Here is a 22973-nt window from a genome sequence, read left to right as displayed (position 1 = left end):
TGTGATGAGCTTGTATTATGAACCTATCGTGTATACGATCCCTCCTGAGGAGGAGGGAATGCTGTTGAAGACCATTTTGCAAAAACGTATGAATGTTTCACGCAAGCTGATATCCAAACTTAAGCTGACGGAACAAGGCATTATGCTGAACGGAACACGAGTGTATATCAGCGTAAAGGTACAGTCCGGGGATCGGGTGGAAATTCGTATGGAACGCGAGCGTTCCGATGATATTTTGCCTGAACCGATTCCTTTTGACATTTTATTTGAAGATGAGCATTTATTGGTTGTCAACAAGGCGGCGGGTATGATTGTCCATCCGACTCACGGTCATTACACGGGAACACTGGCTAACGGGGTTGTGCATTATTGGCAGGCCAAAGGTGAGCTGTTCAGATTCCGTCCCGTTCATCGTCTCGATCAGGAGACGACGGGTGTCCTTGTGGTGGCTAAAAATCCATATGTACACCAGCATATTTCCGAGCAAATGATTTCGGGGACGGTGGATAAGCGCTACACGGCCCTGGTGCACGGTTGCCCTGATCCACAGGAAGGAAGGGTGGATGGGCCGATTGACCGTAATCCGGATGATCCGCATTTGCGCATGGTGACCCCTGATGGTTATCCGGCCCTTACACTCTATAAGCTGGAGGAAGCCTGGAATGAGGGGAGCCGCATCGGGATCAAGCTGGAATCCGGACGTACACACCAAATCCGGGTACACATGACTTCTATCGGATGTCCGTTGATCGGAGATAAAATGTACCGAAATACGCCTGCTGACGCTGCGCAACGTGAGCGTTATGATCTGCTGGATGCCCAGATGCCCCGACAGGCACTGCATGCCTCAGAGCTGTCCTTGGTGCATCCTGTGACCAAAGAGCAGTTGACGTTTTGCGCCCCATTGCCGGACGATATGGCCCAGTTGCAGGAGCTGTTAAGAAATCGAAATGGAGGGTTAACATAAAGATGAGCCAGTTGAAAGTATACCAGTACTCCAAATGCAGCACTTGTCGCAATGCAGTGAAATGGCTGCAAAGCAAGGGACATGAAACGGAATTGATTCCTATTTTTGAACAACCGCCCGGCCCGGAGGAATTAGCTGATTTAATCAGCAAAAGTGGACTGGAGCTGAAAAAGTTTTTCAATACGAGCGGTGAGGTATATAAGGAGCTAAAGCTGAAGGACAAGCTGGCAGACATGAGCCGTGAAGAGCAAATCTCGCTTTTATCCTCGAATGGAAGATTGATCAAGCGCCCGATTGTAACAGACGGGAACAAAGTAACGGTAGGCTTCAAAGAGGAAACATTTGAGGAAGCATGGAGCGCTCAATAACGTCCAATTTGGCTCCGCGATGTGTTATACTGTTGGGGTTAAATAATATGATGAATGGGAGCAATACAATCTGTGACACAACGTAATGAACAATCCATAATGCTGGTTGACGGCATGGCTCTGTTATTTCGCGCTTATTATGCAACTGCTGCAAACGGTTATATAAGGCGTACAAAGGCCGGAGTGCCAACGAACGCCATATATGGTTTTATTCGATATTTTTGGGATGCGGTACAAACCTATAATCCGACGCATGTCGTATGCTGCTGGGATATGGGAGGAACGACGTTCCGCGGGGAGCATTTTGCTGCGTACAAGGGGAATCGCGCTGACGCGCCAGATGATTTGATTCCTCAATTTACATTGATCCGTGATGTGACGGATAGCCTCGGCATTCCTAATATTGGAGCCGCAGGCTTTGAAGCGGATGATTGCATCGGTACGCTGGCACGCCACTATACGCAGAATGAGGACATGGATGTAATGATTCTCTCCGGAGATCATGATTTACTCCAATTGGTGGATGAGCGGACACGGGTTATTATTATGAAAAAAGGTCACGGCAATTATATGGTGTACACCCCGGAAACGTTACTGTCTGAAAAAGGGCTCAAACCCCGCCAAGTTGTGGACCTCAAGGGCCTGATGGGGGATGCAAGCGACAATTACCCGGGAGTACGAGGCATTGGTGAAAAGACGGCACTCAAGCTGGTACAGGAATATGACTCCATTGAAGGTATTCTGGAGAATCTGGATCAATTGACGCCAGCAGTGCGCAAAAAGATCGAGAGTGATCTGGATATGCTGCATTTGTCACGTAAGCTGGCAGAAATTCACTGTGGTGTACCTGTAGCATGCGCACTGGACAGTTGTCTGTTGACGCTGGATCATGTGCAAATTGTAGATAAGTTTGAGGAGCTTGAAATGAAAAGCTTGTGTACGTTAATGGGTGTGGCAACTGGATCATAACGAAGCCAGTTTGGCTTCACAGGTACAACTCGGAGCTCGTATTACACATATGAGGATGCTGGCGCTTGGTGCGTTAGTGTCCTTTTTTATACACAGTTATGTCAAGGGAGATATATATTGTTGTGAAGGATTATATACAATTGGGATCAGGGGATTGACCTTGGACACGTTTCAGGTGAATATAGGATAGAGAGAACCGGATCATGACTGAGAGGGGACAACAGCAGCTATGACAGTATTGGGAGCAATTGAGGCAGGCGGTACCAAATTTGTATGTGGAATTGGCAACGAACAGGGAGAGGTGCTGGAACGCGCGAGCTTTCCGACAGCCACGCCAGCAGAAACGATGGCGAATGTCGTTGCATTTTTTGAAGGGAAGGGCATTGAAGCGCTGGGCGTAGGGTCGTTCGGGCCGATTGATCCTATCGAAGGCAGTGATACATATGGCTATATTACAACAACGCCAAAGCCGCATTGGGGCAATTATAACCTGATCGGCAAGCTGAAAGAGCATTTTGACGTACCTATGGGATTTGACACAGATGTGAACGGTGCAGCATTGGGCGAATCCATCTGGGGGGCGGCTAAGGGACTGGATAGCTGTCTCTATATTACGATAGGTACAGGTATCGGAGCGGGTGCTCTGGTTGGTGGAAAGCTGATTCATGGATTGTCCCATCCTGAAATGGGCCATATCCTGGTGCGTCGTCATCCGGAAGATACCTATGAAGGGACATGTCCTTATCACGGAGATTGTCTGGAAGGGCTGGCTGCGGGTCCTGCACTTGAAAAAAGATGGAAGGTCAAAGGCCATGAGCTTTCTGTGGATCACCCGGCATGGGAGATGGAAGCTTATTATTTGGCACAGGCTTTGATGAGCTATGTATTGATTCTTTCACCGCAAAAAATTATTATGGGCGGCGGAGTGATGAAGCAGGAGCAACTGTTCCCACTCGTTCGCGCCGAGCTTCAAAAACTGTTAAACGGATACGTACAGCATCCGAGTCTGACTACAGAAATTGATCAGTATATTGTGGCCCCAGGCTTGGGAGACAATGCCGGATTGTGCGGCGCTCTTGCCTTGGCAAAGGAAAAGCTGAACAAATAAGAATTACGGGTTGACGACAATCCGAGGTACGGTTATCATATAGGCAACAGCATAGTACGGCTCAAAAAGGGAAGCACCTTTCTTGCAAATACGCGAGATAGGTGCTTTTTTGCGTTTGGCGTTGTACCGGACTGTAACCCAATTATAAGCATGGAGGAAAAAAGCATGGAAATTTTATTTTTAAATCGCTTGTCCAAACGGAATGAACAGGGTCATGAGCAATTTGCCCAGGTATGGATTGGACAACATGATGGGGTATGGAGTGCAGGGTGGAGCACACAACACAGCTTGGATGAAAGCACAGATGATCTGTGGTATGAGGGCAGCTTGTGGCAGGAGTTGCTGCATGTGTACCGTCACGAGCTGGCGCTTAAGATGGCAGAGGGCTACAGACCCTTAATCCATGGTGTTTTTCATGAGCAGGAAGGGGCAGCAGGACGTGGGCAAACATTACAAAAGCTGTATTGTTATAGTGATTTGTTTCCGCGTGATGATGTGTATGAGCAATTGACGATGTGGAGACGACAAAAGGCGGCTGCCGAGCGAAAAGCACCCTATTTTATCGCTACCAATCGTCTGCTTCGGTTGATTAGCGTCTATCTTCCCCATACCGAGGAAGAGTTGCTGGAGCTACCAGGGGTGGGGCAAGGTAAAATATCTCAATATGGTCAAGAGCTGCTGGCTATTACGACACAAAATGACCGGACTACCCCATTTCCGCTAAATTGGGTAACAGAGACGCTGGATGAGGAAGTTTTCTTATCATGGCTGTACAAGCAAAAAGAGAACCAATATAAGCAGGAACTGAATAAATTCAGTCTGACAAAAACCATTATTGAAGGTATTTCAGACGGTCTTACGTTGGAGCATATTGGACTGAAGGCGGGGTTACATCGTAGAGAAATGATTGAAGCAGTGGAGCATTTGGATCGAGATGGAATCGATATGGAAAAGCTGATCCGTCAGGAACTGGTGAACGTATCTGAGGAAGAGCAGACGGCGATCTGGTCTGCGTATGAAGAACTGGGGGATACGCTGCTCAAGCCCGTCATGCTGCGGGTATATGGTGAGGAACAGGCTGCGGAAACGGGGCTGGATCAAGTTTATGAGCGGCTGCGTCTGATTCGTATCCGTTTTCGCCATCAGGTGGCATCAGATCGACATGCGGGATAACATCGCGCAAATATAAAATAATCACACAAAAAAAGCAGTAGCTATATCCTGTGAGGATACGGCTACTGCTTCAACCTTTTCTTTTCAAACCCAATCCTTCTTGCGGAAAATACAGAACATGCTAACCCCCAGCGCCACCATAATACCAATGACGATAAAATAACCATAACGCGTATGAAGCTCAGGCATATTATCAAAGTTCATACCATAAATTCCGGTAATCACCGTCAACGGCATAAACACGGTTGTAATCGCTGTAAACACGCGCATGATTTCATTCGCACGGTTAGCGATACTGGATTGATAAGCTTCTCGAAGGTTACCCATTAGATCGCGGTAAGTTTCGAAAGTCTCCGAAATTTTCACGGCATTTTCATAAATATCGCTAAAATATTTTTGCAATTGATCGTCGATCAGCCGTAAATCCCGTTTGTTCAACGTATTGATGACTTCTTTTTGCGGACCAAGCACTTTTTTCAGCCACAGAATCTCACTGCGTAAGCCGATAATTTCATTCAAATGCGATTTTTTTGTATGCATCAGAATGTCTTCTTCCAGCTTCTCAATGCGAACCTCAATCCGGTCACCAACCAGAAAATAGTTGTCAACGATCAAGTCGACCAACAGATACATAAAACGGTCAGGCTGGCTGACCTCCTGCTCCCATAACATAGGCTTGAGGGTGCGTAGCTCATTGATTTTCTGCTTAGTCACCGTAATGATGAAATGGCGGCCGAGAAAAATGTTCAAAGCACGTAAAAATATTTCTTCATCATCAAAACGAATGCTGTTTACAACGATAAAATAATGGCTCTCGTAAATTTCAATCTTCGGGCGTTGCTCTTCTTCGCTCAAACAGTCCTCTACTGCGAGATCATGCATGGAGAATAGAGGCTGGAGCACTGCCAGATCATCAACATCGGCATCAATCCAATAAAAACCTTCTGCTGGCGGAGTAAGCGCCATTTCAATTTCTTCGACAGGGGTAAAAACCCCGTTGTTTACCAAACGGATTTTCATATATGTCACTCCTTATGCTCCGTCGTAACGGAAAATACGTGTACCTCAAGCATAAGGAATGGACTCAGTTAGCCAGTTAGCCGGATCGGGTAAGCGGCATCCCCATCAAAAGCCAGAGGCTTTTGGAGCATGCAGAGCCTGGCGTCCCGTCTTTCGGCAAGCTGAAGTCATTCCTATGCTGTTGTTCAGGGATCGCCGCCTATTCGGACTCGGGTCGCCTTCCATTCCGGATTCACCTCACAAATGTTCTTTTTTAGGTTGCCACAGTATCGCAGAAAGCACTCTAAATCTGCACGACTGCTTTATATTTTCGGCCTATAGCACTTGTATAGTATAACGCTCGGCCTACAGCCTTTCAAGCGCAAAATCATGGGCTAAATCAACAGTAGTGACAAGAGCTTCGACGATAGGGTAATGTATGATTTAACATATGGAAATATAAGACGAAGTGTGAATGCAGGGCACAAACTTACAAGTCTCATCTTGACGAAGCCCAGCGGATGCATTAAAGTGAACAACAAGAACTTTTTATGAACCCAAAATGAATATAGCGAAATCTTATCAAGAGCAGGTGGAGGGACTAGCCCGATGATACCCGGCAACCGGCGATTTTAATCGCACGGTGCTAATTCTTGCAGGACGCGCGCTTTTTACAAAGAGCGATGCCCTGACAGATGAGAGAGGCGCATATGGATACAAATATGACCTTTCTCGTAACCGAGGAAGGTCTTTTTATTATATGCCCGGCATCTCAACATGACGATTTTCGCAAAAACTTCACCGAACAAGGAGTGAGTTTACATGCCGATTAAAATTCCGGATACACTACCTGCCAAGGAAGTGCTGGAGGGCGAAAATATTTTTGTAATGGATGAAAGCCTGGCCTATCATCAGGATATTCGTCCGTTGCGCATCGCCATTTTGAATTTGATGCCTACCAAAGAAACAACGGAAACTCAGCTGTTGCGTCTGGTCGGCAATACCCCGCTTCAAGTGGACGTTACGCTGGTACACATGAAGTCGCATGTATCTAAAAATACATCGCAGGAATATTTGAACATGTTTTATAAAACGTTTGAGGAGATCAGAAACAGCCGTTTTGACGGCATGGTGATTACGGGAGCCCCGTTGAACAGCTTGAGTTTGAAGATGTGAACTACTGGGAGGAAATCCGGCAAATTTTTGAATGGACGAAAACGAATGTAACTTCGACCATGCATATCTGTTGGGCCTCACAGGCGGGTCTGTTTCATCATTTCGGCGTTCCCAAATACGGACTTGATTACAAATGCTTTGGCGTTTTTCCGCATAGCGTTATTAAACCTAAAGTGAAATTGCTACGCGGTTTTGATGAATTGTTTTATGCACCTCATTCCCGGCATACAGAGGTTCGGCGCGAAGATATTGAGCATATTGCCGAACTGGAGCTTTTATCCGAATCCGAGGAAGCCGGAGTGTATCTGGTAGCTACGCGTGATGGCAAACAAATCTTTGTGACTGGGCATTCCGAATACGATCCACTTTCCCTGAAATGGGAATATGATCGTGATGTCGCCAAAGGGATGGATATTGAAGTACCAAAAAATTATTTTCCCAACAATGACCCTGAGCGTACACCGCCCTCAACCTGGCGTGCGCATGCCAATTTATTATTTTCAAATTGGCTCAACTACTATGTATACCAAGAAACCCCTTTCGATATCGGGCCCCAGATTTAAAATGGGGCTTAACGTTTATATCTACGCAGTACCACCTTGCAGCAGCGCAGCAGTATAGATATGATAATCCAATTTTGCAGCATATGTTACAGCACCTATTATGGAAGTGAACAGGAGGATTCATATGAGTGAGAAACAGTGGAAAATCGAAAGCAGGTTAGCACAGATTGGTTCAATCGAAGAACCGGTAACCGGAGCAGTGAATTTTCCGATTTATCAATCTACGGCGTTTCGCCATCCCCGTTTGGGTCAAAGCACAGGATTTGATTACATTCGGACGATCAATCCGACACGTAAAGTACTGGAAGAGGCGTCCGCTGCACTGGAATCCGGTGATGCAGGCTTTGCATGCAGTTCAGGTATGGCGGCGCTGCAAACGGTATTTGCCCTGTTTGGACAAGGAGATCATCTGATTGTATCGCTGGATCTGTATGGAGGCACGTATCGTCTGCTGGAACGTATTTTATCCAGATTCGGCGTGACGGCGAGCTATGTGGATACGAATGATCTTGAAGCCATCGAGCAGTCATGTCGACCGAATACCAAAGCGGTATTCATTGAAACGCCTACGAATCCATTAATGATGATTACGGATATTCGGGCTGTAGCCGAATGGGCGTCACAACGTCAGTTGCTTACTATTGTAGATAATACGCTGTTAACACCGTATTTCCAGCGCCCTTTGGAGCTGGGTGCCGATATTGTGGTACATAGCGCAACCAAGTATCTGGGCGGACACAATGATGTGCTGGCAGGCTTGATCATAACCAAGGGTAAAGAGCTGTCAGCCGAAATTTCCTTCCTGCATAATTCCATTGGGGCTGTACTTTCTCCGAGCGATAGCTATCAGTTGATGAAGGGCATGAAAACATTGGCGCTGCGTATGGATCGGCATGAGCATAATGCGACAGTGCTGGCCAATTATCTGCTGACGCATCCAGCGGTGGCTGAGGTGTTTTATCCAGGGCTTGAGGGTCACCCAGGGCGTGAGATTCAAAACAAACAATCCAGCGGCAACACAGGTATTTTCTCGTTTAAAGTAAAAGATGCCCGTTATGTGGAGCCCTTGCTTCGAAACATTAAGCTCATTGCTTTTGCCGAAAGTTTGGGCGGTGTGGAATCATTAATGACTTATCCTGCTGTACAGACACATGCCGATATACCGGCTGAGATTCGGGATGCGGTCGGGGTGGATGATCGTTTGCTGCGTTTCTCCGTCGGTATTGAACATACGGATGATTTAATTGAAGATTTGCGTTCAGCGTTGGAAGCGGCACGTCAAGAAATCGAAGGAGGGGAATAGCAATGATTGAGGACGTGCGGAAAATCGGGCGGGAAACGGAAAAAGAACGGAAGTTCGCTACCAAGCTGCTACATTTTGGCTCTGAAATTGATAGTGTTACGGGTGCGTCGAGTGTACCGATTTATCAGGCGTCCACCTTTCACCATCATGATATTTTCAATCCTCCGCTGCATGACTACAGCCGTTCTGGCAATCCGACACGGCAAGCTTTGGAGGACTACATCGCCTTACTGGAAGGTGGAGCGAGAGGTTTTGCCTTTGCATCGGGTATGGCGGCTATATCCAGTACGTTTATGCTGTTGTCCGCTGGGGACCATGTCATTGTTTCGGAAGATGTATATGGAGGGACCTACCGCCTGCTGACTTCTATTTTAAAACGGATGAATATCGAAACCACCTTCGTCGATATGACGGACATCAACCTTGTGAAAGAAGCGTTGCAGGAAAATACGAAGGCTGTATATATGGAGACACCTTCCAACCCAACCCTCAAAATTACCGATGTGGCAGGGATAACGGCTTGGGCCCAGGAGAAAGGGCTTCTGACGCTGCTGGATAACACATTCATGACACCTTATTATCAACGTCCGATTGAGCAAGGTGTCGATATCGTGTTGCACAGTGCAACCAAATTTCTCGGCGGGCACAGCGATGTACTCGCAGGACTTGCGGTGGCACGTACGGAGTCGTTGGGCAGACAAATCAAGCAGCTTCAAAATGGACTCGGAACCGTGTTGGCCCCACAGGAGTCGTGGTTGCTTATGCGCGGGATGAAGACACTGAAAGCACGTATGGCTCACAGTGAGAAGAGTGCGGCGAAGCTGGCCAACTGGCTGAACGAGCGAAGTGACATTGAGGCGGTATACTATCCGGGCCTGGAAAATCATCCGGGGCGTGCCGTACATGAGAGCCAATCCAGTGGATACGGTGCGGTTATCTCGTTTGATGTAGGCTCCGGTGAGCGTGCAAAAGAGGTTCTTAATCGCATACAAATTCCGATTGTGGCGGTAAGTCTGGGAGCTGTGGAAAGTATCTTGTCGTATCCGGCGATGATGTCACATGCGGCAATGCCACATAGCGTACGTCTGGAGCGGGGAATCACGGATGGTCTGCTACGTTTCTCCGTAGGTCTGGAGGATATTGACGATCTGATCAATGATCTGAACGAGGCTCTTCGCTAAAACAAAAACACGGCATAATGAACATAAAATCTAAAAAGCAGCAAGCTTCTGTGTAGTGGGAAGCTTGCTGCTTTGTGTAAGTGCGACATGACGGAGGAAATATGAACGTGCTGCACAACCCCTTTTTCCCTTTCCATGGGACAATGTACCATAGAATTATAGCTTGTTCGTCGCATCATCGCCTGGGTATGAAGCAGAAAGAAACGGGAATAAGTATGGTTCCTTACCTAAAGATATGTTAGTATTATCATTAGGTTTTACTATGCTATATAGCACAGACAAATACAAAGCCAGTCATGAACACATATAATACGACAGGGTTCGAACGCAGGTTTGTGAAATCATTCTCGTTCATAAGTCCTGTCTTTCATTTCGTCCCCCTGTGAAAGCGAAGGAGGATACACCATGAGTGTAATCGACCATATTTTAGATAAAGCTCTGCGCGGCGAACGCCTGAATTTAGAGGACACCGTTGCTTTGTTCGAGTCAGACGAGGTAGAAAAAATCGGCCACGCGGCGAATAAAGTGATGAACCGTATGCATCCTGATCCGATTAAAACTTTCGTTATCGGACGAAATATTAACTATACGAACGTGTGCGACGTATATTGCCGTTTTTGCGCTTTTTACCGTAGACCGGGTTCAGATGAAGGTTATGTCCTGCCCGATGAAGTAATTTTCCAGAAGATCAAGGAAACGCAGGAAGTAGGAGGCACTGAAATTTTGATGCAAGGCGGTGTAAATCCGAATCTGCCGTTCAGTTATTATACGGATTTGCTGAAAGCGATCAAGGAGCGTTTTTCCGATATTACGATGCATTCCTTCTCGCCGGCTGAAATTCATAAGATGAAGGAAAAATCCGGCTTGTCCATGGAAGATACGATTCGAGCCATTCATGAAGCCGGATTGGATTCCCTGCCAGGTGGGGGCGGAGAAATTTTGGATGACCGCACACGCCGCAAAATCAGCCGTCTCAAAGGCTCTTGGCGGGACTGGATGGACGTGATGCAGACCGCTCACAAGGTGGGTATGAACACGACGGCCACGATGGTTATCGGCTTTGGCGAGTTGATGGAGGAGCGTGCGCTGCATTTACTGCGTGTTCGTGATGCCCAGGACGAATGCATTGAAAATAAATATGATTCCGAAGGCTTCCTGGCCTTTATTCCATGGACCTTCCAACCGGATAACACAAACCTGAAAAAGGAACGCCAGACGCCGGAGGAATATTTGAAGACTGTTGCAATCAGCCGCCTTGTACTGGATAACATCAAGCATATTCAGTCTTCCTGGGTAACGATGGGACCAGAAATCGGCAAAAAATCACTATACTACGGTTGCGATGACTTCGGTAGTACAATGATTGAGGAAAACGTCGTTTCCGCCGCAGGCGCAACGTACAAAGTCAACATCGAATCCATTTTACAGCTGATCCGCGAAACGGGTCATGTTCCGGCACAACGCAATACCCGCTATGATATTATTCGTACCTTTGACGGTGCCAGCAGTATCGAACATGATTTTATCATGCAAAATTAGGAATACTTTCGTTAATATAGCGTAATCACTGCAAAACGCTTATCTATCATTAATCCGTGTAGAGGGATTAGTGTAGGTAAGCGTTTTTTATGTGTTTATAATTATAGATTATTCTTTTTCCTCAAATCGCATTAATATAATTACAGATTCCCTAAACCGCAAATGGAGCACTATCGGAATTAATGTCTCTGATGCTCAACGTTGGCCCAGATGCTCGTGATATTCGCAATGCTTTACAAATCATACTGAATAATGTCGAACGGCGCAATGCATTCTTAAATCGAATTGTAAATGTTAATGCTCAAGATATATCCATTTTGCTCTATAAAATGAAGAACGATTATCTTAAGTATGATCAACTTTCCAACGAGGATTTTATAAAATTGTATGTAGTTAATCCAATCGAAGCCTTGTCAGTTTATTTTCTGGAGACGGTTGATGTACATAACTACTGGGAATGGAGGGCGGTAGGGGGCACAAGCTATTGAAAGGGCAGAAGATGAGTCACAAAACTATGTATCAGGGTACTAATCTCAAATGTAGACTTAAAACAGGCGTTTTTCTTCCTCTAAATAATATCTATATGGTATAATATCCCTTAACAACAGTATGGCTTAGATGGGCGGTCGGCTAGTCTCCTGCAAAGGAGGTGATGCCTGTGGAGGTTAAAGATACGCTGATGTTGATGATTCAATTTGCAACGTTAGTGATCTTGATTATTTCCTTCAACAAAAAGAAATAGACCGCCCTCTCCAAAGGTAAACGGTCTATTTCGATCGACAAATCTTTGAACAGCCACCGCCCTTATAAGCGGCTGTTGCTAAAGAGTAAGGATGCTACAACATCCTTACTCTTTTTTAGTGTATACATCTTAGCTATATTTTATCATATTGCCAACCAGCATGACAATGGAGTAAAAGCGCATTACGGTAAATATACTTGGCCTTGTTACACTTCCCATCGCTTCACATACATAATCTCAGCCTGCGGGTCTGCCATTTGGATGACCGCCTTAAAGCGCTGCAAATCCAACAGATGAACGCTGTAGACGATGACCAGTTCATCTTTTTCCTCTGCCAGTTCACCTCTATTTTCGCTCTCTATCTGTGCAGGATTTCCCACAGGCGTACTGTGAATACGGAGCCTGCGGTATAAGGCTTCTTCGATGGTTTGCTGATCCTTGCTGACGACACATACCATACGGTTCAGACCGGTAAACATTAATCGGGTCGTTTCATAGGCGGCAAGGCAGGATAAGGCTGAATACAGAGCTGGCTCCCAGCCTAGCACGAAGCCAGCCGTAATTAGCAGCAAACCATTACAAAGCATCACAATTTGTATCAACGGAATCTTCCGATGCGTCAGCAACAGACTGGACGGTCGGCCATCGTCAGATTCGTTCAGCCCCAGAGAATCGAGCAAACCTCCATAACGGGCCGCCAGCCCTGCGCCAAGTCCGATGCAGATCCCCCCGCCCAGAGCGCATACTACCGGGTGGCCACTCACTGCCGGGAAAGGGGACAGAATAATGGCTGAGCCTGAAAAGGCAAACAGACCTGGAAGCGCCCGAAGTAGCATGGGCTTGTGGGTCGACAGAGAATACAGTAGCATGAGCGGCAAGTTCAAAATGAATAGCAGTAATCCAAAATGCTCTTGTGTGTAAAGCGACATGAGTCTGGAGATGCCTGTGACGCCACCAGCGATCATATCGTGCGGATGCAAAAACAATTCCAGACCGAAGGATGCCGTAATTCCACCAATCACCGTATAAAAGACAGGGAACCTGCTCGCATCTCCCGAAGCGGGCTTCACAAGCCGCCTCATAGAGTTTCGGCATGTTTTACAGCGTGCGGCATAGCCTTCCCTCCTATGGATTGTCGTATCCAGCTTTTACAGTCAGTTATACTGAATTTCTTTCTTCCTTTCGAAGGCGAGGGTCCTTGAATTTGAAAACCTTATTCATCATATTAAAAATAGGTTTTGACTGCTTTGCCAGTAACGGAGCCATAATCGCTAATATAAGTACATAGATAGCTGCAAAGGGCTGAACAATATCCAGCAAACCGCCCTCTTTGCCCAAATTAGCCATAATGATCGAGAACTCACCGCGGGCCACAATCGTCAAACCGATATTTGCCGACGCCTTGGGTGACAGAGAGACAGTGCGTCCAGCCAGCATCCCGGCCCAAATGTTACCGATTAACGTAAGAATGACTGCTGCCAGCGCAAGCCAGATCGCGTTTCCGCCCAGAGACAGTGGATCAATAGATAGTCCGAAGCTGAAGAAGAACAAAGCGCCAAAGAAATCGCGGAAAGGAACAATTAAATGCTCAATCCGTTTGGCATGTTCTGTTTCGGCCAGCACGAGTCCGATTAGTAAGGCTCCGATGGCTTCCGCCACATGAATCGTTTCCGAAAAACCTGCCACAAGAAACAGGGAGCCAAAAATAACAAGTCCGAATACCTCATTGGAGCGAATACGAAGAATTCGATTTAACAGAGGGACGGCCTTCCGACCGATAATAATAACTGCGAGCATAAAGCCAAGCGCGATTAGCGCAGATAACAGCACACCCCGAGCGAGGATGAATCGCTGAGAACCAATCCGGAGAGGATGGAAATGTAGACGGCGAGGAAGACATCCTCAAACATAATAATGCCTAAAATCATTTCAGTTTCAGCATTGGCGGTTCGCTTCAGATCGACCAACACCTTGGCAGCAATGGCGCTGGAGGAAATCGTCGTGATCCCGGCAATGACCAGTGTCTCTGCAATGGGAAAACCAGTTAGAAAGCCGAGCGCCAGTCCCAACGTAAAATTAATGCCGATATATATGGTGCCGCCCACCGCGATGGAACGGCCTGACTTAATCAAACGGCCTACCGAGAACTCCAGTCCCAGGTAGAAGAGGAGAAATAGCACCCCGATTCTTCCCATAAAATCAATAAAAGGCGCGCTTTCGATAAATCGGAAATCAAAATGCCACAGCTCCATCGCATGCGGTCCGACGGCCATTCCAATCAGGATATAAAAAGGGATGACCGATAAGCGCAGTTTGGTGGAAATAAGTCCGGCTGCGGCGATCAGAGCAATAGCCAATCCAACCTCAAATACCAGATGATCCATCCAATCACCCGCTTCCGTTCATAAGAATTTGTTTAAAGCGTTTTTGCTGATCACGTTCCCCGACCACGACCACAGTAGCATCTTCGCTAATAATCACTTCCGGGCCGGGATTTACATACTTGTTCCCTTTTTTCTCAACAATGGCAATGACCGTAGCTCCTGAATTTTGGCGTACATCCAGCTCACCGATCGACTTGCCAACACTAGCATAGTGAGGTTCCACTCTGTACCATTCAATAATAAAATCGTCGAACGTCATCTCTACGCTTTCAAGCTGCTTGGGCTTATACGTCATGCCACCAATAATGGAGGCTACCAATCGCGCTTCCTGGTCACTTAGGGTCGTCATAGAAATACTTTGTTCCAAATCCTCATAATCAAAATGATACAACTCACGTCTGCCGTCATCATGAATGATAATGACAAGGCGATCGCCATTTTCCGCATCTATTCGATATTTAATCCCGATTCCTGGCAAAATAGACTCTCGAATATCCATTTGTAATACCTCCTGTATTGTACATTTGTTTAAAATGGGTATGGGAAATAAATCACATACATTAGATGTGACATGGGACTTTTTCCCACATTATAAAATTACATTAATTGTCAAAAAAATGGACAGAGAACAGACTTACTTATTAAATCTTTTGGGAAAATTTTACGAAAAGACATGCAAATATGATGTGCATGTAAAAGGAGTTAAGCCACATAACTGGAGGTGAATTTAATGGGGAACAAGTAGAGTTGCTTTTTCAGCTTGTAGATGACAGGAATGAAAGGCAAGCGCAGTTTTGGAATACTCATTAGTAGCACCAATGCCACCAAAATGACAAAGGGAAGTGATTTGGCCGTAGCAATCACCAGATGAAGGACCGGAGAGGATTTACGGATGGCTGGTTTGGAGTGATGCTCCAGCCCATGGGAGTCCGTTTCCAACGAAGAAGTTTCAACAATCGGCATGAGAGAAGATCCCGCAGTAAACTGGAGGGATTGAGTAGTATCTTCCGCATGAAACGTCACAGGAAGGGACAAAATCTGAACGAGGCTCAATATAACAATCATGAGTGTACGCAGCATGTTCAGCATCGTTGACATCTAATCCCCTCCCTCTTGTGAAAAATTCATATTACTATAACCTTAACATACCCTACTCTAAATATTCAAACGTCTTCTGGTTTTGTCCTGAGTTGCAGCCATTCTTTATAACACCGAAACCTTCTCTTTGAAACCCGTTTATTCTCATTTTATGCTGTATCCTGTTTCCAGTCGTTCACTTCGTATAACCCTTTCGAGCCCGCCATATACTGTAATCAGTGATCGAAAGGAGTGAGCCAATGGAACTGTTTACAGTGTGGACCCATACAGACGGAAATCAGGAAAGCGACCGTTTTTATCAGGTGGTCAAGAGCAGAAACAAAGGACTACATATGTCACGGCGCGGATTTCGATTCACTTTCAGACAACTCGAAAACAAAGTGGCATGGACCTGCAAGGGGACAGAGAGCAATCCGGCGTTTGAAAGCTTTCTCCCCTGTGTATACAGCATCATGGCTTCCGCAATAGCGGATTATATTATCGAAGTCAAGGAATGGGGAATGCTTGATCTGATCCTCGCCAACGCCTGCTCGCTGCTGGAGAAAGAGGATACGGAGCAGATTCGCAGCATGGTGCATTCTTTGTTAAAGGATGATGGCCCAAGAGGGCGTATGAAGCGTCACGGCAAACTGTCTGCTTTACTGGAAAAGGATTTTATGGAGCTGCGCGTGATAAATCTGGAAGGACTTATACAATTCAGATTGAACGCATACAAAAAAGAGCTTGAGGAAATCGTCGACTATGCCATGGAAGAATTTTGGGCGGATCGGCAGTATGAAGAATTTATGGGATTGCTCAAGTACTTTGTGTTTTTTCAGGAAAGTAAAGTTCCACTGGTACATGTGCTTCATCAGGGTGGACATGATTTTACTATCCTCGATAGCTCCATGGTGCCGATACCGACACCTGATGGAGATGACATTATTGTGGAGATGCCGGGGATTGAACTAGAAATGGAGGTCGAGGACAGAATCGTAAGCACACTTATTTCGATTTCTCCTGCTTCCATTATATTACACACAGACGACGAGCACACCCCCATTGTACGGACGCTCCTGCATATTTTTGAAGATAAAATGAAGCTCAGCAGGCTCTTTCCCGGGCAGGATGTTCAAAAATAATTAAGTGCTCGTATAAACCAACGGATTTCTGGAAAACCTTTGCCTCAAGGGGAGGTTTTTTATGAGATCCATGTTGGTATGGAAACGGATTTTGGGAACCGTGTTAATCGCAACCTGTCTGGTATTGCCCGGCAATGAAGTTTACGGTCACAAAGAACCGGTCCAGCATAAGAAATGGCAGTCCACACCTGTTTTAGCTCCGCGCGAAGAGCAGGTTATTACGACCATGACGGTCACGGCAACAGGATATACAGCAGGCTATGAATCGACTGGCAAACGGCCAAGTCATCCCGGTTACGGTATTACGTATTCCGGTGTAAAAGTGCGTCGTGACAAGAACACACTGTCCACCATTGCGGCTGATCCCAAAACGTTTCCTTTGGGCAGCATTTTGTACATTCCAGGATATGGCTACGGGATTGTAGCAGATACAGGTTCAGCAATTAAGGGCAATAAAATTGATTTGTATTTTAAAACAACCCGGCAGGTGTATTCTGAATGGGGCAAGAAAGATGTGGATGTTCAAATTATAAAAAAGGGAACGGAAAATGTACGGAAAAGATGGTGAAATCGCTCCAAAAGGCGATAGAAACGCATAAAACCATTCCGGCCGCTACGCTGGATGATTCCATATAATTCGTGCATATTGTCCTTTCTGACTTCACATACTATGTTGCGGGATGAGCTTATCCCGCAAAACATACTGGGAGGTTGAGAATTATGCCAAATCAAGGCGGAAGTTCTTTCACGAACAAAGGCTTCAAGGCAAGCACAGGAAATCAGTTCAAAGCGGAATTTGCACAAGACAATACGGTAGGTGTCGTTTCACAAAAGGTAAAGCAGTCTGAGCAAAATAAAATTCAAGACAACTTCCAGACACCAAATGAGAAGTATGATGAAGAATTTGCAACAGATCAAGGCGGTACAGGTGCAGTAGCGCAAAAAGTTCAAAACTCCAGTCGCAACAAAATTCAAAACAATGCTCAAACACCGAACGAAAAGTTCGACGAAAACTTCAACACGAAATAAAAAAGAATATACAACCGACAATGCTCCGGATTATATCCGGGGCATTTCGTTTTGAGTAAAAGTGGTTAGGTACAAATAGGTCTAAGGTTTTATCTCCTTTTTAATTGTTTTTAAGGTGGAATTAAGGTTTAAAGTGCAAAATAAAGTCAGCTAAACAACACCACCTTGAAGCATAGGGTTTGGGAGGAGATATACAATGGACGAATTTAAAAATAATAATTCTGGACGCCGGGATGACAACGATCAAGTTGGATCCGATAATACAACCCGGCAGAATGATTCAAATGGTTCCTCATATTACTATTCGTACGGTCCCTTTTCTTCAGTTCAATCAGATGGACAACGCAAGGATGGGAAGCTTGTAGAGAAGGATGTTGAGATTACGCCACCGCAGGCGGTAAGGCCACTTCCTTCTTCATACCATCGTGCCGGGGCTGAGCAACAACAAGACGGCTCGGGTCGCAACGGCGGTAACTGGCAATTTAAACAGAATAAGCCCAAGTCCCAGGTAAAGACGATTTTCCTATCTTTTTTGGCCGGGATGCTGGTTATAACGGTTTTGATGTATACAGCCGACCGCACCAATATGTTTACACCCGAGACGGCGTTAACGTCGGCGGCAGCCGAAAGCGGAGTAACGACTAATTCGGGAACGACGAGTCAGTCTCCTAACGCAGTTCCGGCTGTGATGCCTTCCGGTACCGCAGACGTTCAATCTGTTGTGGCCAAGGCCGGTCCGGCAGTCGTTAAAATTGAAACGCTGGCCAAGCAATCCAGCAGCAGTGGCAGACAAAGCAGCCCTTATTACAATGACCCGCTGTATCAATACTTTTTCGGTAATCAGTATGGAGACAGTGGTAATAGCGGAAACAATGGTAGCAACAATGACAATGAAGGCAACAATAGCGGACAACTGACTCCGCTTGGTATTGGTTCCGGCTTTATTTTCGATAAAACGGGCTACATCCTGACGAACAATCACGTTGTTGAAGGCGCGAATGTGGTTCAGGTTACGGTAGAGGGAACCAACAAGCCGTATGAAGCCAAAGTGCTGGGCAAAAATGCAGACCTGGATTTGGCTGTGCTGAAAATTGAAGGCAAGGATAACTTCCCGACGGTAACACTAGGCAACTCCGACAATGCTAAAGTCGGTGAGTGGATGGTAGCCATCGGTAACCCTGAAGGCTTTGAGCATTCGGTAACAGCCGGAGTGCTGAGCGCAAAGGAACGTACGATTACGATTAACAGTGAATCGACGGGAAAACCGACTCAATATAAACATTTAATTCAGACCGATGCATCCATTAACCCGGGGAACTCTGGTGGCCCCTTGCTGAACCTGCAAGGACAGGTTATCGGCATGAACGTTGCTGTCAGCGCTGATGCACAGGGAATCGGGTTTGCGATTCCGTCCAATACGATTTTGGAAGTTGTGGATAAGCTGAAGACTAATCAGCCTATTCCAAAAGAACCCGTTCCTTTCATTGGCGCAAGTCTGTTGAACCTGAGCCCCGAAGTAGCCAAGGAATTGGGTACAACCCTGACCGAAGGCTCGGTTGTGCGGGATATTATCTACAAATCGCCAGCTTATCAGGCCGATCTGCGTCCTTATGATGTGATTATCGGTGCTAATGGTACTCCTTACAGCACATCACAGGAGCTGATCGATTTCATTCAAAAGCAAAAAGTAGGTACAGCACTGACGCTTAACATTGAACGGGCTGGACAGAAAAAGGATATTCAGTTAAAAGTGGGTAACAAAAACGACTTTAGCTCGACTCTCCAACAGTAATCGAATCATTCTGTAAAAGTGAAAATGTGAAAAGAAACGGAAGGAAGTTGCCTTCCGTTTCTTGCTGTATGCGGCGGCAAGATGCTACACGCGTCTACTCCTGCTACAATAGAGTGAAAAGAAGATAATAAAGGAGCTCGATGGTGTATGCGTTCTACCATTTTGATTATTGATGACGATGAAAAAATTGTGTCCATGCTGCGCAGAGGGCTGGCCTTCGAAGGCTACGAAGTGCTGACGGCTGCCAACGGCGCAGAGGGATTGAATAAAATGCTTACAGCAGAGCCTGATGTTGTCGTGCTGGATGTGATGATGCCGCAACTGGATGGTTTCGAGGTATGCCGTCGCATGCGAGAGGGAGGAAGTACGGTCCCCGTTCTGATGCTTACAGCCAAGGATGAGGTGGAGAACCGGGTCAAGGGATTGGATCTGGGTGCCGACGATTATCTCGTCAAGCCGTTTGCTCTTGAGGAGCTACTGGCTCGTGTGCGGGCGCTTCTGCGTCGTAAAACCGAGCAGCAGGACAATAACGGACATCGACTGACCTTCGAGGATTTACAGTTGGATAACGAATCGCGTGAAGTGATACGTGGGGGCAAGCGACTAGAGCTGACGGCAAAAGAATTCGAACTGCTCCACCTGTTTATGCAAAACCCGAAGCGTGTGCTGTCGCGTGATCTGATTATGGACAAAATTTGGGGCTATGACTACAGCGGAGAGTCGAACGTGCTGGAGGTGTATATTGCCATGCTCCGACAAAAACGGAGCAGGATGGCGGCAAACGGCTCATTCGTACGATTCGGGGAGCGGGCTATATTTTAAGAGGTGATGTGTAATTATGTCCATTCGTTGGCGACTGACAGCTTGGTATTCCAGCATCTTGGCTATAGTGCTTGTTATGTTTGGACTGGCTATTTACGGACTGGTATATTATTACACATATAATGAAGTGAAAAGTCAGCTTACGAACCAGACGCCACGTATTAACAAGCAGTTACTGCTTACCATCAAAGGAGGACTGTTTGAGGTCCCCAATCTGGATTTGGGCTTGATTCAGGGTCGTGGAATTGATGAATCACAGCTATATGTACAAATTTATAATTATACATCCGGCGTCACCAAGACGACGCAAAATATGAAAAATCTCGATATTACCTTTCCGGTTCCATCCACAGCGGCTGGAGCGGTCCAAAATGAGGGAATTCGACGTGTGAGTGTGGATGGGGATTCTTTTATGATTTATCAGCAACCGATCAAATCCGAGGAACTTGGATTAGTGGTTGGACTGTTACAGGTGGGACAATTTACAGGCTCTCAGGATCGGCTGATGAACAGACTGCAAAATGTGCTTGTATACGGTTCGTTGTTTGCCTTGCTCGCTGCCGCAACCTCGGGTCTCTTTTTGGCTCGTAAATCCATGAAGCCGCTAGTGAAGGTGATTGAAGGGGCTAACCAAATTCAGTCCAGTAATGATTTGAGTGTCCGCATTGAATATGATGGACCGCCAGATGAAATTGGGCAACTGATCGCGACGGTTAACAAGATGCTGGGGCGTACGGAGGTTTTTATAAGGAGCTGGAGGATGCTTATGGAGCCCAGCGTCGCTTTGTAGCCGATGCTTCTCATGAATTGCGTACGCCGCTTACGACAATCAGGGGTAACGTTGATTTTTTGCTTAAAATGTGGACTACAGAGCCGGGAGACCGCCCCAATATGGATGAAGCGATGATTCGTGAACTCTCCATGGAGGCCCTAAGTGATATGGCGGATGAAGGCAAACGGATGAGCCGTCTGGTTGGTGATATGCTATCGCTTGCCAGAGCAGATACAGGGAAAACATTCGAGAAGGCCCCGGTGGCGCTGGAGCCACTCGTAAGTGAGGTTGCCCGGCGTGCTCAATTTTTGGAGCGAACCTCCGAATGGAATGTGGGCGACTTCTCGATACTGAATGGCGTTTATATGGATGGCAGCAAGGATTATTTGCAGCAAATGCTGTTTATTTTCATAGACAATGCGTTCAAATATACACCCGAAGGTACGGTCCGGTTTGATGCTATTGTCTATCAGGGACAGGTAGGTCTGCGAATTAGTGATACAGGCATCGGGATGGACAAGAGTGAGGTTCCCTTTATTTTTGATCGCTTCTATCGGGCGGATGAGTCACGCGGGGTGACAGAGGGAATTGGCTTGGGTTTGTCCATTGCCAAGTGGATAATAGATGAACATCACGGGTCTGTGGAAGTGGTTACACGCCAAGGTGAAGGGACGACATTTATCATCTGGCTTCCGGTCAGCTTTTCCGCGCCTTTGGAATAGGCTATAATAGGAAGGCAACTACATCATAGAATTGGCCGGTAAAGGCTTGGATGCCGCAGCTACCCAGTTTTTGGGAGCTGTCTACTGTGTCGAAGAAAGCGGGTGCTATTTTTGGAAGTGCTCAGAATTTCGCCCCGGGGTTACTGCTACGGCGTAGTCGATGCCATGGTATTGGCTCGTCAGGCGGCCAGAAACTTGGACTTACCTCGGCCTATTTATATACTAGGCATGATTGTGCATAATAGTCATGTCACAAATTCCTTCGAGGATGAAGGAATTATTACACTGGACGGCCCTAACCGCATGGAGATTTTAAGCCAGGTGGAGAGTGGTACCGTTATTTTCACCGCCCATGGTGTATCCCCTGAGGTTCGCAAGCTGGCTCGCGATAAGGGGCTGACTACGGTTGATGCAACCTGCCCGGATGTGACGAAGACCCATGATCTGATTCGGGAGAAGTCTGCCGAGGGATATCAGATTATTTATATCGGCAAAAAGAATCATCCTGAGCCGGAGGGAGCCATCGGTATTGCTCCTGATCATGTCCATCTGATCGAGAAGGAAGAGGAAATCGACAGCCTTACGTTGTCTGCGGACAAAATTCTGATCACGAATCAGACGACTATGAGCCAGTGGGACATCAAGCATATTATGAAAAAGCTACTGGAGAAGTTCCCCGGTGCCGAGATACACAATGAAATCTGTCTGGCCACGCAAGTGCGTCAGGAAGCGGTAGCCGAACAGGCAGGAAATGCAGATCTGGTAATTGTCGTTGGTGATCCGCGCAGCAACAATTCAAACCGATTGGCTCAGGTGTCCGAGGAAATTGCGGGTACAACAGCTTACCGTATTTCTGATGTGACGGAGCTGAAGCAGGAATGGCTGGAGGGCGTTCACAAGGTAGCAGTGACTTCAGGAGCTTCCACGCCTACGCTGATTACGAAAGAGGTTATTTTGTACCTGGAGCAGTATGATCCGGCTAACCCGGATACATGGGAGATTCAGCGGACGGTTGATATGAAGAAGCTGCTGCCCCCTGTGCGTGAAAAGTCAAAAACGACGAAATAACATGTAACAGATGATGGCTGCTGTTCGGGAGGAAATCCCGAATGGCGGCTTTTTTTACTGATTGGAAGGTAGCCCGC

Annotated in this window: 18 protein-coding genes, 5 pseudogenes and 1 riboswitch; of the genes and pseudogenes, 18 read left to right on the top strand and 5 right to left on the bottom strand. The window is 46.6% G+C overall.

Annotated features, from left to right (window positions below):
* Window positions 1–4: 4 nt before the first annotated feature.
* The 5 genes from ASL14_RS04070 to ASL14_RS04050 all read left to right on the top strand — a co-directional run bounded on the left by ASL14_RS04070 (window position 5) and on the right by ASL14_RS04050 (window position 4585).
* The gene (locus ASL14_RS04070) at window positions 5–967 is read left to right on the top strand and encodes an RluA family pseudouridine synthase (RefSeq protein WP_134914378.1); all 963 of its coding nucleotides are present in this window, start codon (window positions 5–7) and stop codon (window positions 965–967) included.
* A gap of 2 nt (window positions 968–969) precedes the next feature.
* A complete protein-coding gene (locus ASL14_RS04065; protein ID WP_025682357.1) occupies window positions 970–1335 on the top strand; it encodes an arsenate reductase family protein in 366 nt (121 codons plus the stop codon).
* 72 nt (window positions 1336–1407) lie between these two features.
* A complete protein-coding gene (locus ASL14_RS04060) occupies window positions 1408–2304 on the top strand; it encodes a 5'-3' exonuclease (protein ID WP_134910553.1) in 897 nt (298 codons plus the stop codon).
* Window positions 2305–2533: 229 nt separating this feature from the next.
* On the top strand, window positions 2534–3412 hold the full coding sequence (locus ASL14_RS04055; RefSeq protein ID WP_044647418.1) for an ROK family protein: 879 nt from the start codon (window positions 2534–2536) through the stop codon (window positions 3410–3412).
* Window positions 3413–3577: 165 nt separating this feature from the next.
* Entirely contained in the window at window positions 3578–4585 is a 1008-nt protein-coding gene (locus ASL14_RS04050) for an HRDC domain-containing protein (RefSeq protein ID WP_134910552.1), read from the top strand.
* A gap of 84 nt (window positions 4586–4669) precedes the next feature.
* Here the strand turns inward: ASL14_RS04050 and corA are convergent, their stop codons facing one another.
* Complete coding sequence (gene corA, locus ASL14_RS04045; protein WP_134910551.1) at window positions 4670–5605, bottom strand: magnesium/cobalt transporter CorA; 936 nt, start codon at window positions 5603–5605, stop codon at window positions 4670–4672.
* Window positions 5606–6160: 555 nt separating this feature from the next.
* Window positions 6161–6286: riboswitch (SAM riboswitch) on the top strand.
* 120 nt (window positions 6287–6406) lie between these two features.
* Between corA and metA the strand changes: the two are divergent.
* From metA to ASL14_RS29460, 6 genes and pseudogenes are all read left to right on the top strand, one after another.
* Window positions 6407–7323, top strand: a pseudogene (gene metA, locus ASL14_RS04040) (homoserine O-acetyltransferase MetA).
* 124 nt (window positions 7324–7447) lie between these two features.
* Window positions 7448–8626 (top strand): PLP-dependent transferase, encoded by a 1179-nt coding sequence (locus tag ASL14_RS04035; protein ID WP_134910550.1) that lies wholly within the window; start codon window positions 7448–7450, stop codon window positions 8624–8626.
* Between the two features lie 2 nt (window positions 8627–8628).
* A complete protein-coding gene (locus ASL14_RS04030) occupies window positions 8629–9807 on the top strand; it encodes a trans-sulfuration enzyme family protein (RefSeq protein ID WP_134910549.1) in 1179 nt (392 codons plus the stop codon).
* Between the two features lie 405 nt (window positions 9808–10212).
* Window positions 10213–11346, top strand: a complete 1134-nt coding sequence (mqnC, locus tag ASL14_RS04025; protein WP_134910548.1) for a cyclic dehypoxanthinyl futalosine synthase — start codon at window positions 10213–10215, stop codon at window positions 11344–11346.
* 182 nt (window positions 11347–11528) lie between these two features.
* Complete coding sequence (locus ASL14_RS04020) at window positions 11529–11834, top strand: hypothetical protein (RefSeq protein ID WP_134910547.1); 306 nt, start codon at window positions 11529–11531, stop codon at window positions 11832–11834.
* 164 nt (window positions 11835–11998) lie between these two features.
* A complete protein-coding gene (locus tag ASL14_RS29460) occupies window positions 11999–12088 on the top strand; it encodes a putative holin-like toxin (RefSeq protein WP_007429455.1) in 90 nt (29 codons plus the stop codon).
* Window positions 12089–12294: 206 nt separating this feature from the next.
* On the opposite strand, the gene ASL14_RS04015 is transcribed toward ASL14_RS29460, so the two are convergent.
* The 4 genes and pseudogenes from ASL14_RS04015 to ASL14_RS04000 all read right to left on the bottom strand — a co-directional run bounded on the left by ASL14_RS04015 (window position 12295) and on the right by ASL14_RS04000 (window position 15570).
* The gene (locus ASL14_RS04015; RefSeq protein ID WP_134910546.1) at window positions 12295–13158 is read right to left on the bottom strand and encodes a YitT family protein; all 864 of its coding nucleotides are present in this window, start codon (window positions 13156–13158) and stop codon (window positions 12295–12297) included.
* Window positions 13159–13246: 88 nt separating this feature from the next.
* Window positions 13247–14472 (bottom strand): annotated as a pseudogene (locus ASL14_RS04010) (cation:proton antiporter).
* Window positions 14473–14476: 4 nt separating this feature from the next.
* The gene (locus tag ASL14_RS04005) at window positions 14477–14971 is read right to left on the bottom strand and encodes a cation:proton antiporter regulatory subunit (protein ID WP_134910545.1); all 495 of its coding nucleotides are present in this window, start codon (window positions 14969–14971) and stop codon (window positions 14477–14479) included.
* A 203-nt stretch (window positions 14972–15174) separates the two neighbouring features.
* The gene (locus ASL14_RS04000) at window positions 15175–15570 is read right to left on the bottom strand and encodes a hypothetical protein (protein ID WP_134910544.1); all 396 of its coding nucleotides are present in this window, start codon (window positions 15568–15570) and stop codon (window positions 15175–15177) included.
* Between the two features lie 239 nt (window positions 15571–15809).
* Between ASL14_RS04000 and ASL14_RS03995 the strand changes: the two genes are divergently transcribed.
* The 7 genes and pseudogenes from ASL14_RS03995 to ASL14_RS03965 all read left to right on the top strand — a co-directional run bounded on the left by ASL14_RS03995 (window position 15810) and on the right by ASL14_RS03965 (window position 22896).
* Window positions 15810–16691 (top strand): putative sporulation protein YtxC, encoded by an 882-nt coding sequence (locus tag ASL14_RS03995; RefSeq protein WP_134910543.1) that lies wholly within the window; start codon window positions 15810–15812, stop codon window positions 16689–16691.
* A 61-nt stretch (window positions 16692–16752) separates the two neighbouring features.
* Window positions 16753–17327: pseudogene (locus tag ASL14_RS03990) on the top strand (3D domain-containing protein).
* Between the two features lie 84 nt (window positions 17328–17411).
* Window positions 17412–17720 carry a hypothetical protein gene (locus tag ASL14_RS03985; protein WP_069291489.1) on the top strand — a complete coding sequence of 103 codons (309 nt, stop codon included), beginning with the start codon at window positions 17412–17414 and terminating at the stop codon, window positions 17718–17720.
* Window positions 17721–17916: 196 nt separating this feature from the next.
* Window positions 17917–19512 carry a S1C family serine protease gene (locus tag ASL14_RS03980; RefSeq protein WP_134910542.1) on the top strand — a complete coding sequence of 532 codons (1596 nt, stop codon included), beginning with the start codon at window positions 17917–17919 and terminating at the stop codon, window positions 19510–19512.
* Between the two features lie 147 nt (window positions 19513–19659).
* A pseudogene (locus ASL14_RS03975) lies at window positions 19660–20348 on the top strand (response regulator transcription factor).
* Between the two features lie 2 nt (window positions 20349–20350).
* Window positions 20351–21828, top strand: a pseudogene (locus ASL14_RS03970) (sensor histidine kinase).
* Window positions 21829–21939: 111 nt separating this feature from the next.
* Window positions 21940–22896, top strand: coding sequence for a 4-hydroxy-3-methylbut-2-enyl diphosphate reductase (locus ASL14_RS03965; RefSeq protein WP_134910541.1), 957 nt, complete (start codon window positions 21940–21942; stop codon window positions 22894–22896).
* Window positions 22897–22973 lie beyond the last annotated feature (77 nt).

Source organism: Paenibacillus sp. IHB B 3084, assembly GCF_001447315.1.
GTDB lineage: Bacteria > Bacillota > Bacilli > Paenibacillales > Paenibacillaceae > Paenibacillus.
The sequence above is the reverse complement of the archived record's forward strand: the minus strand, read 5'-3'. Positions and strand labels throughout refer to the sequence as shown.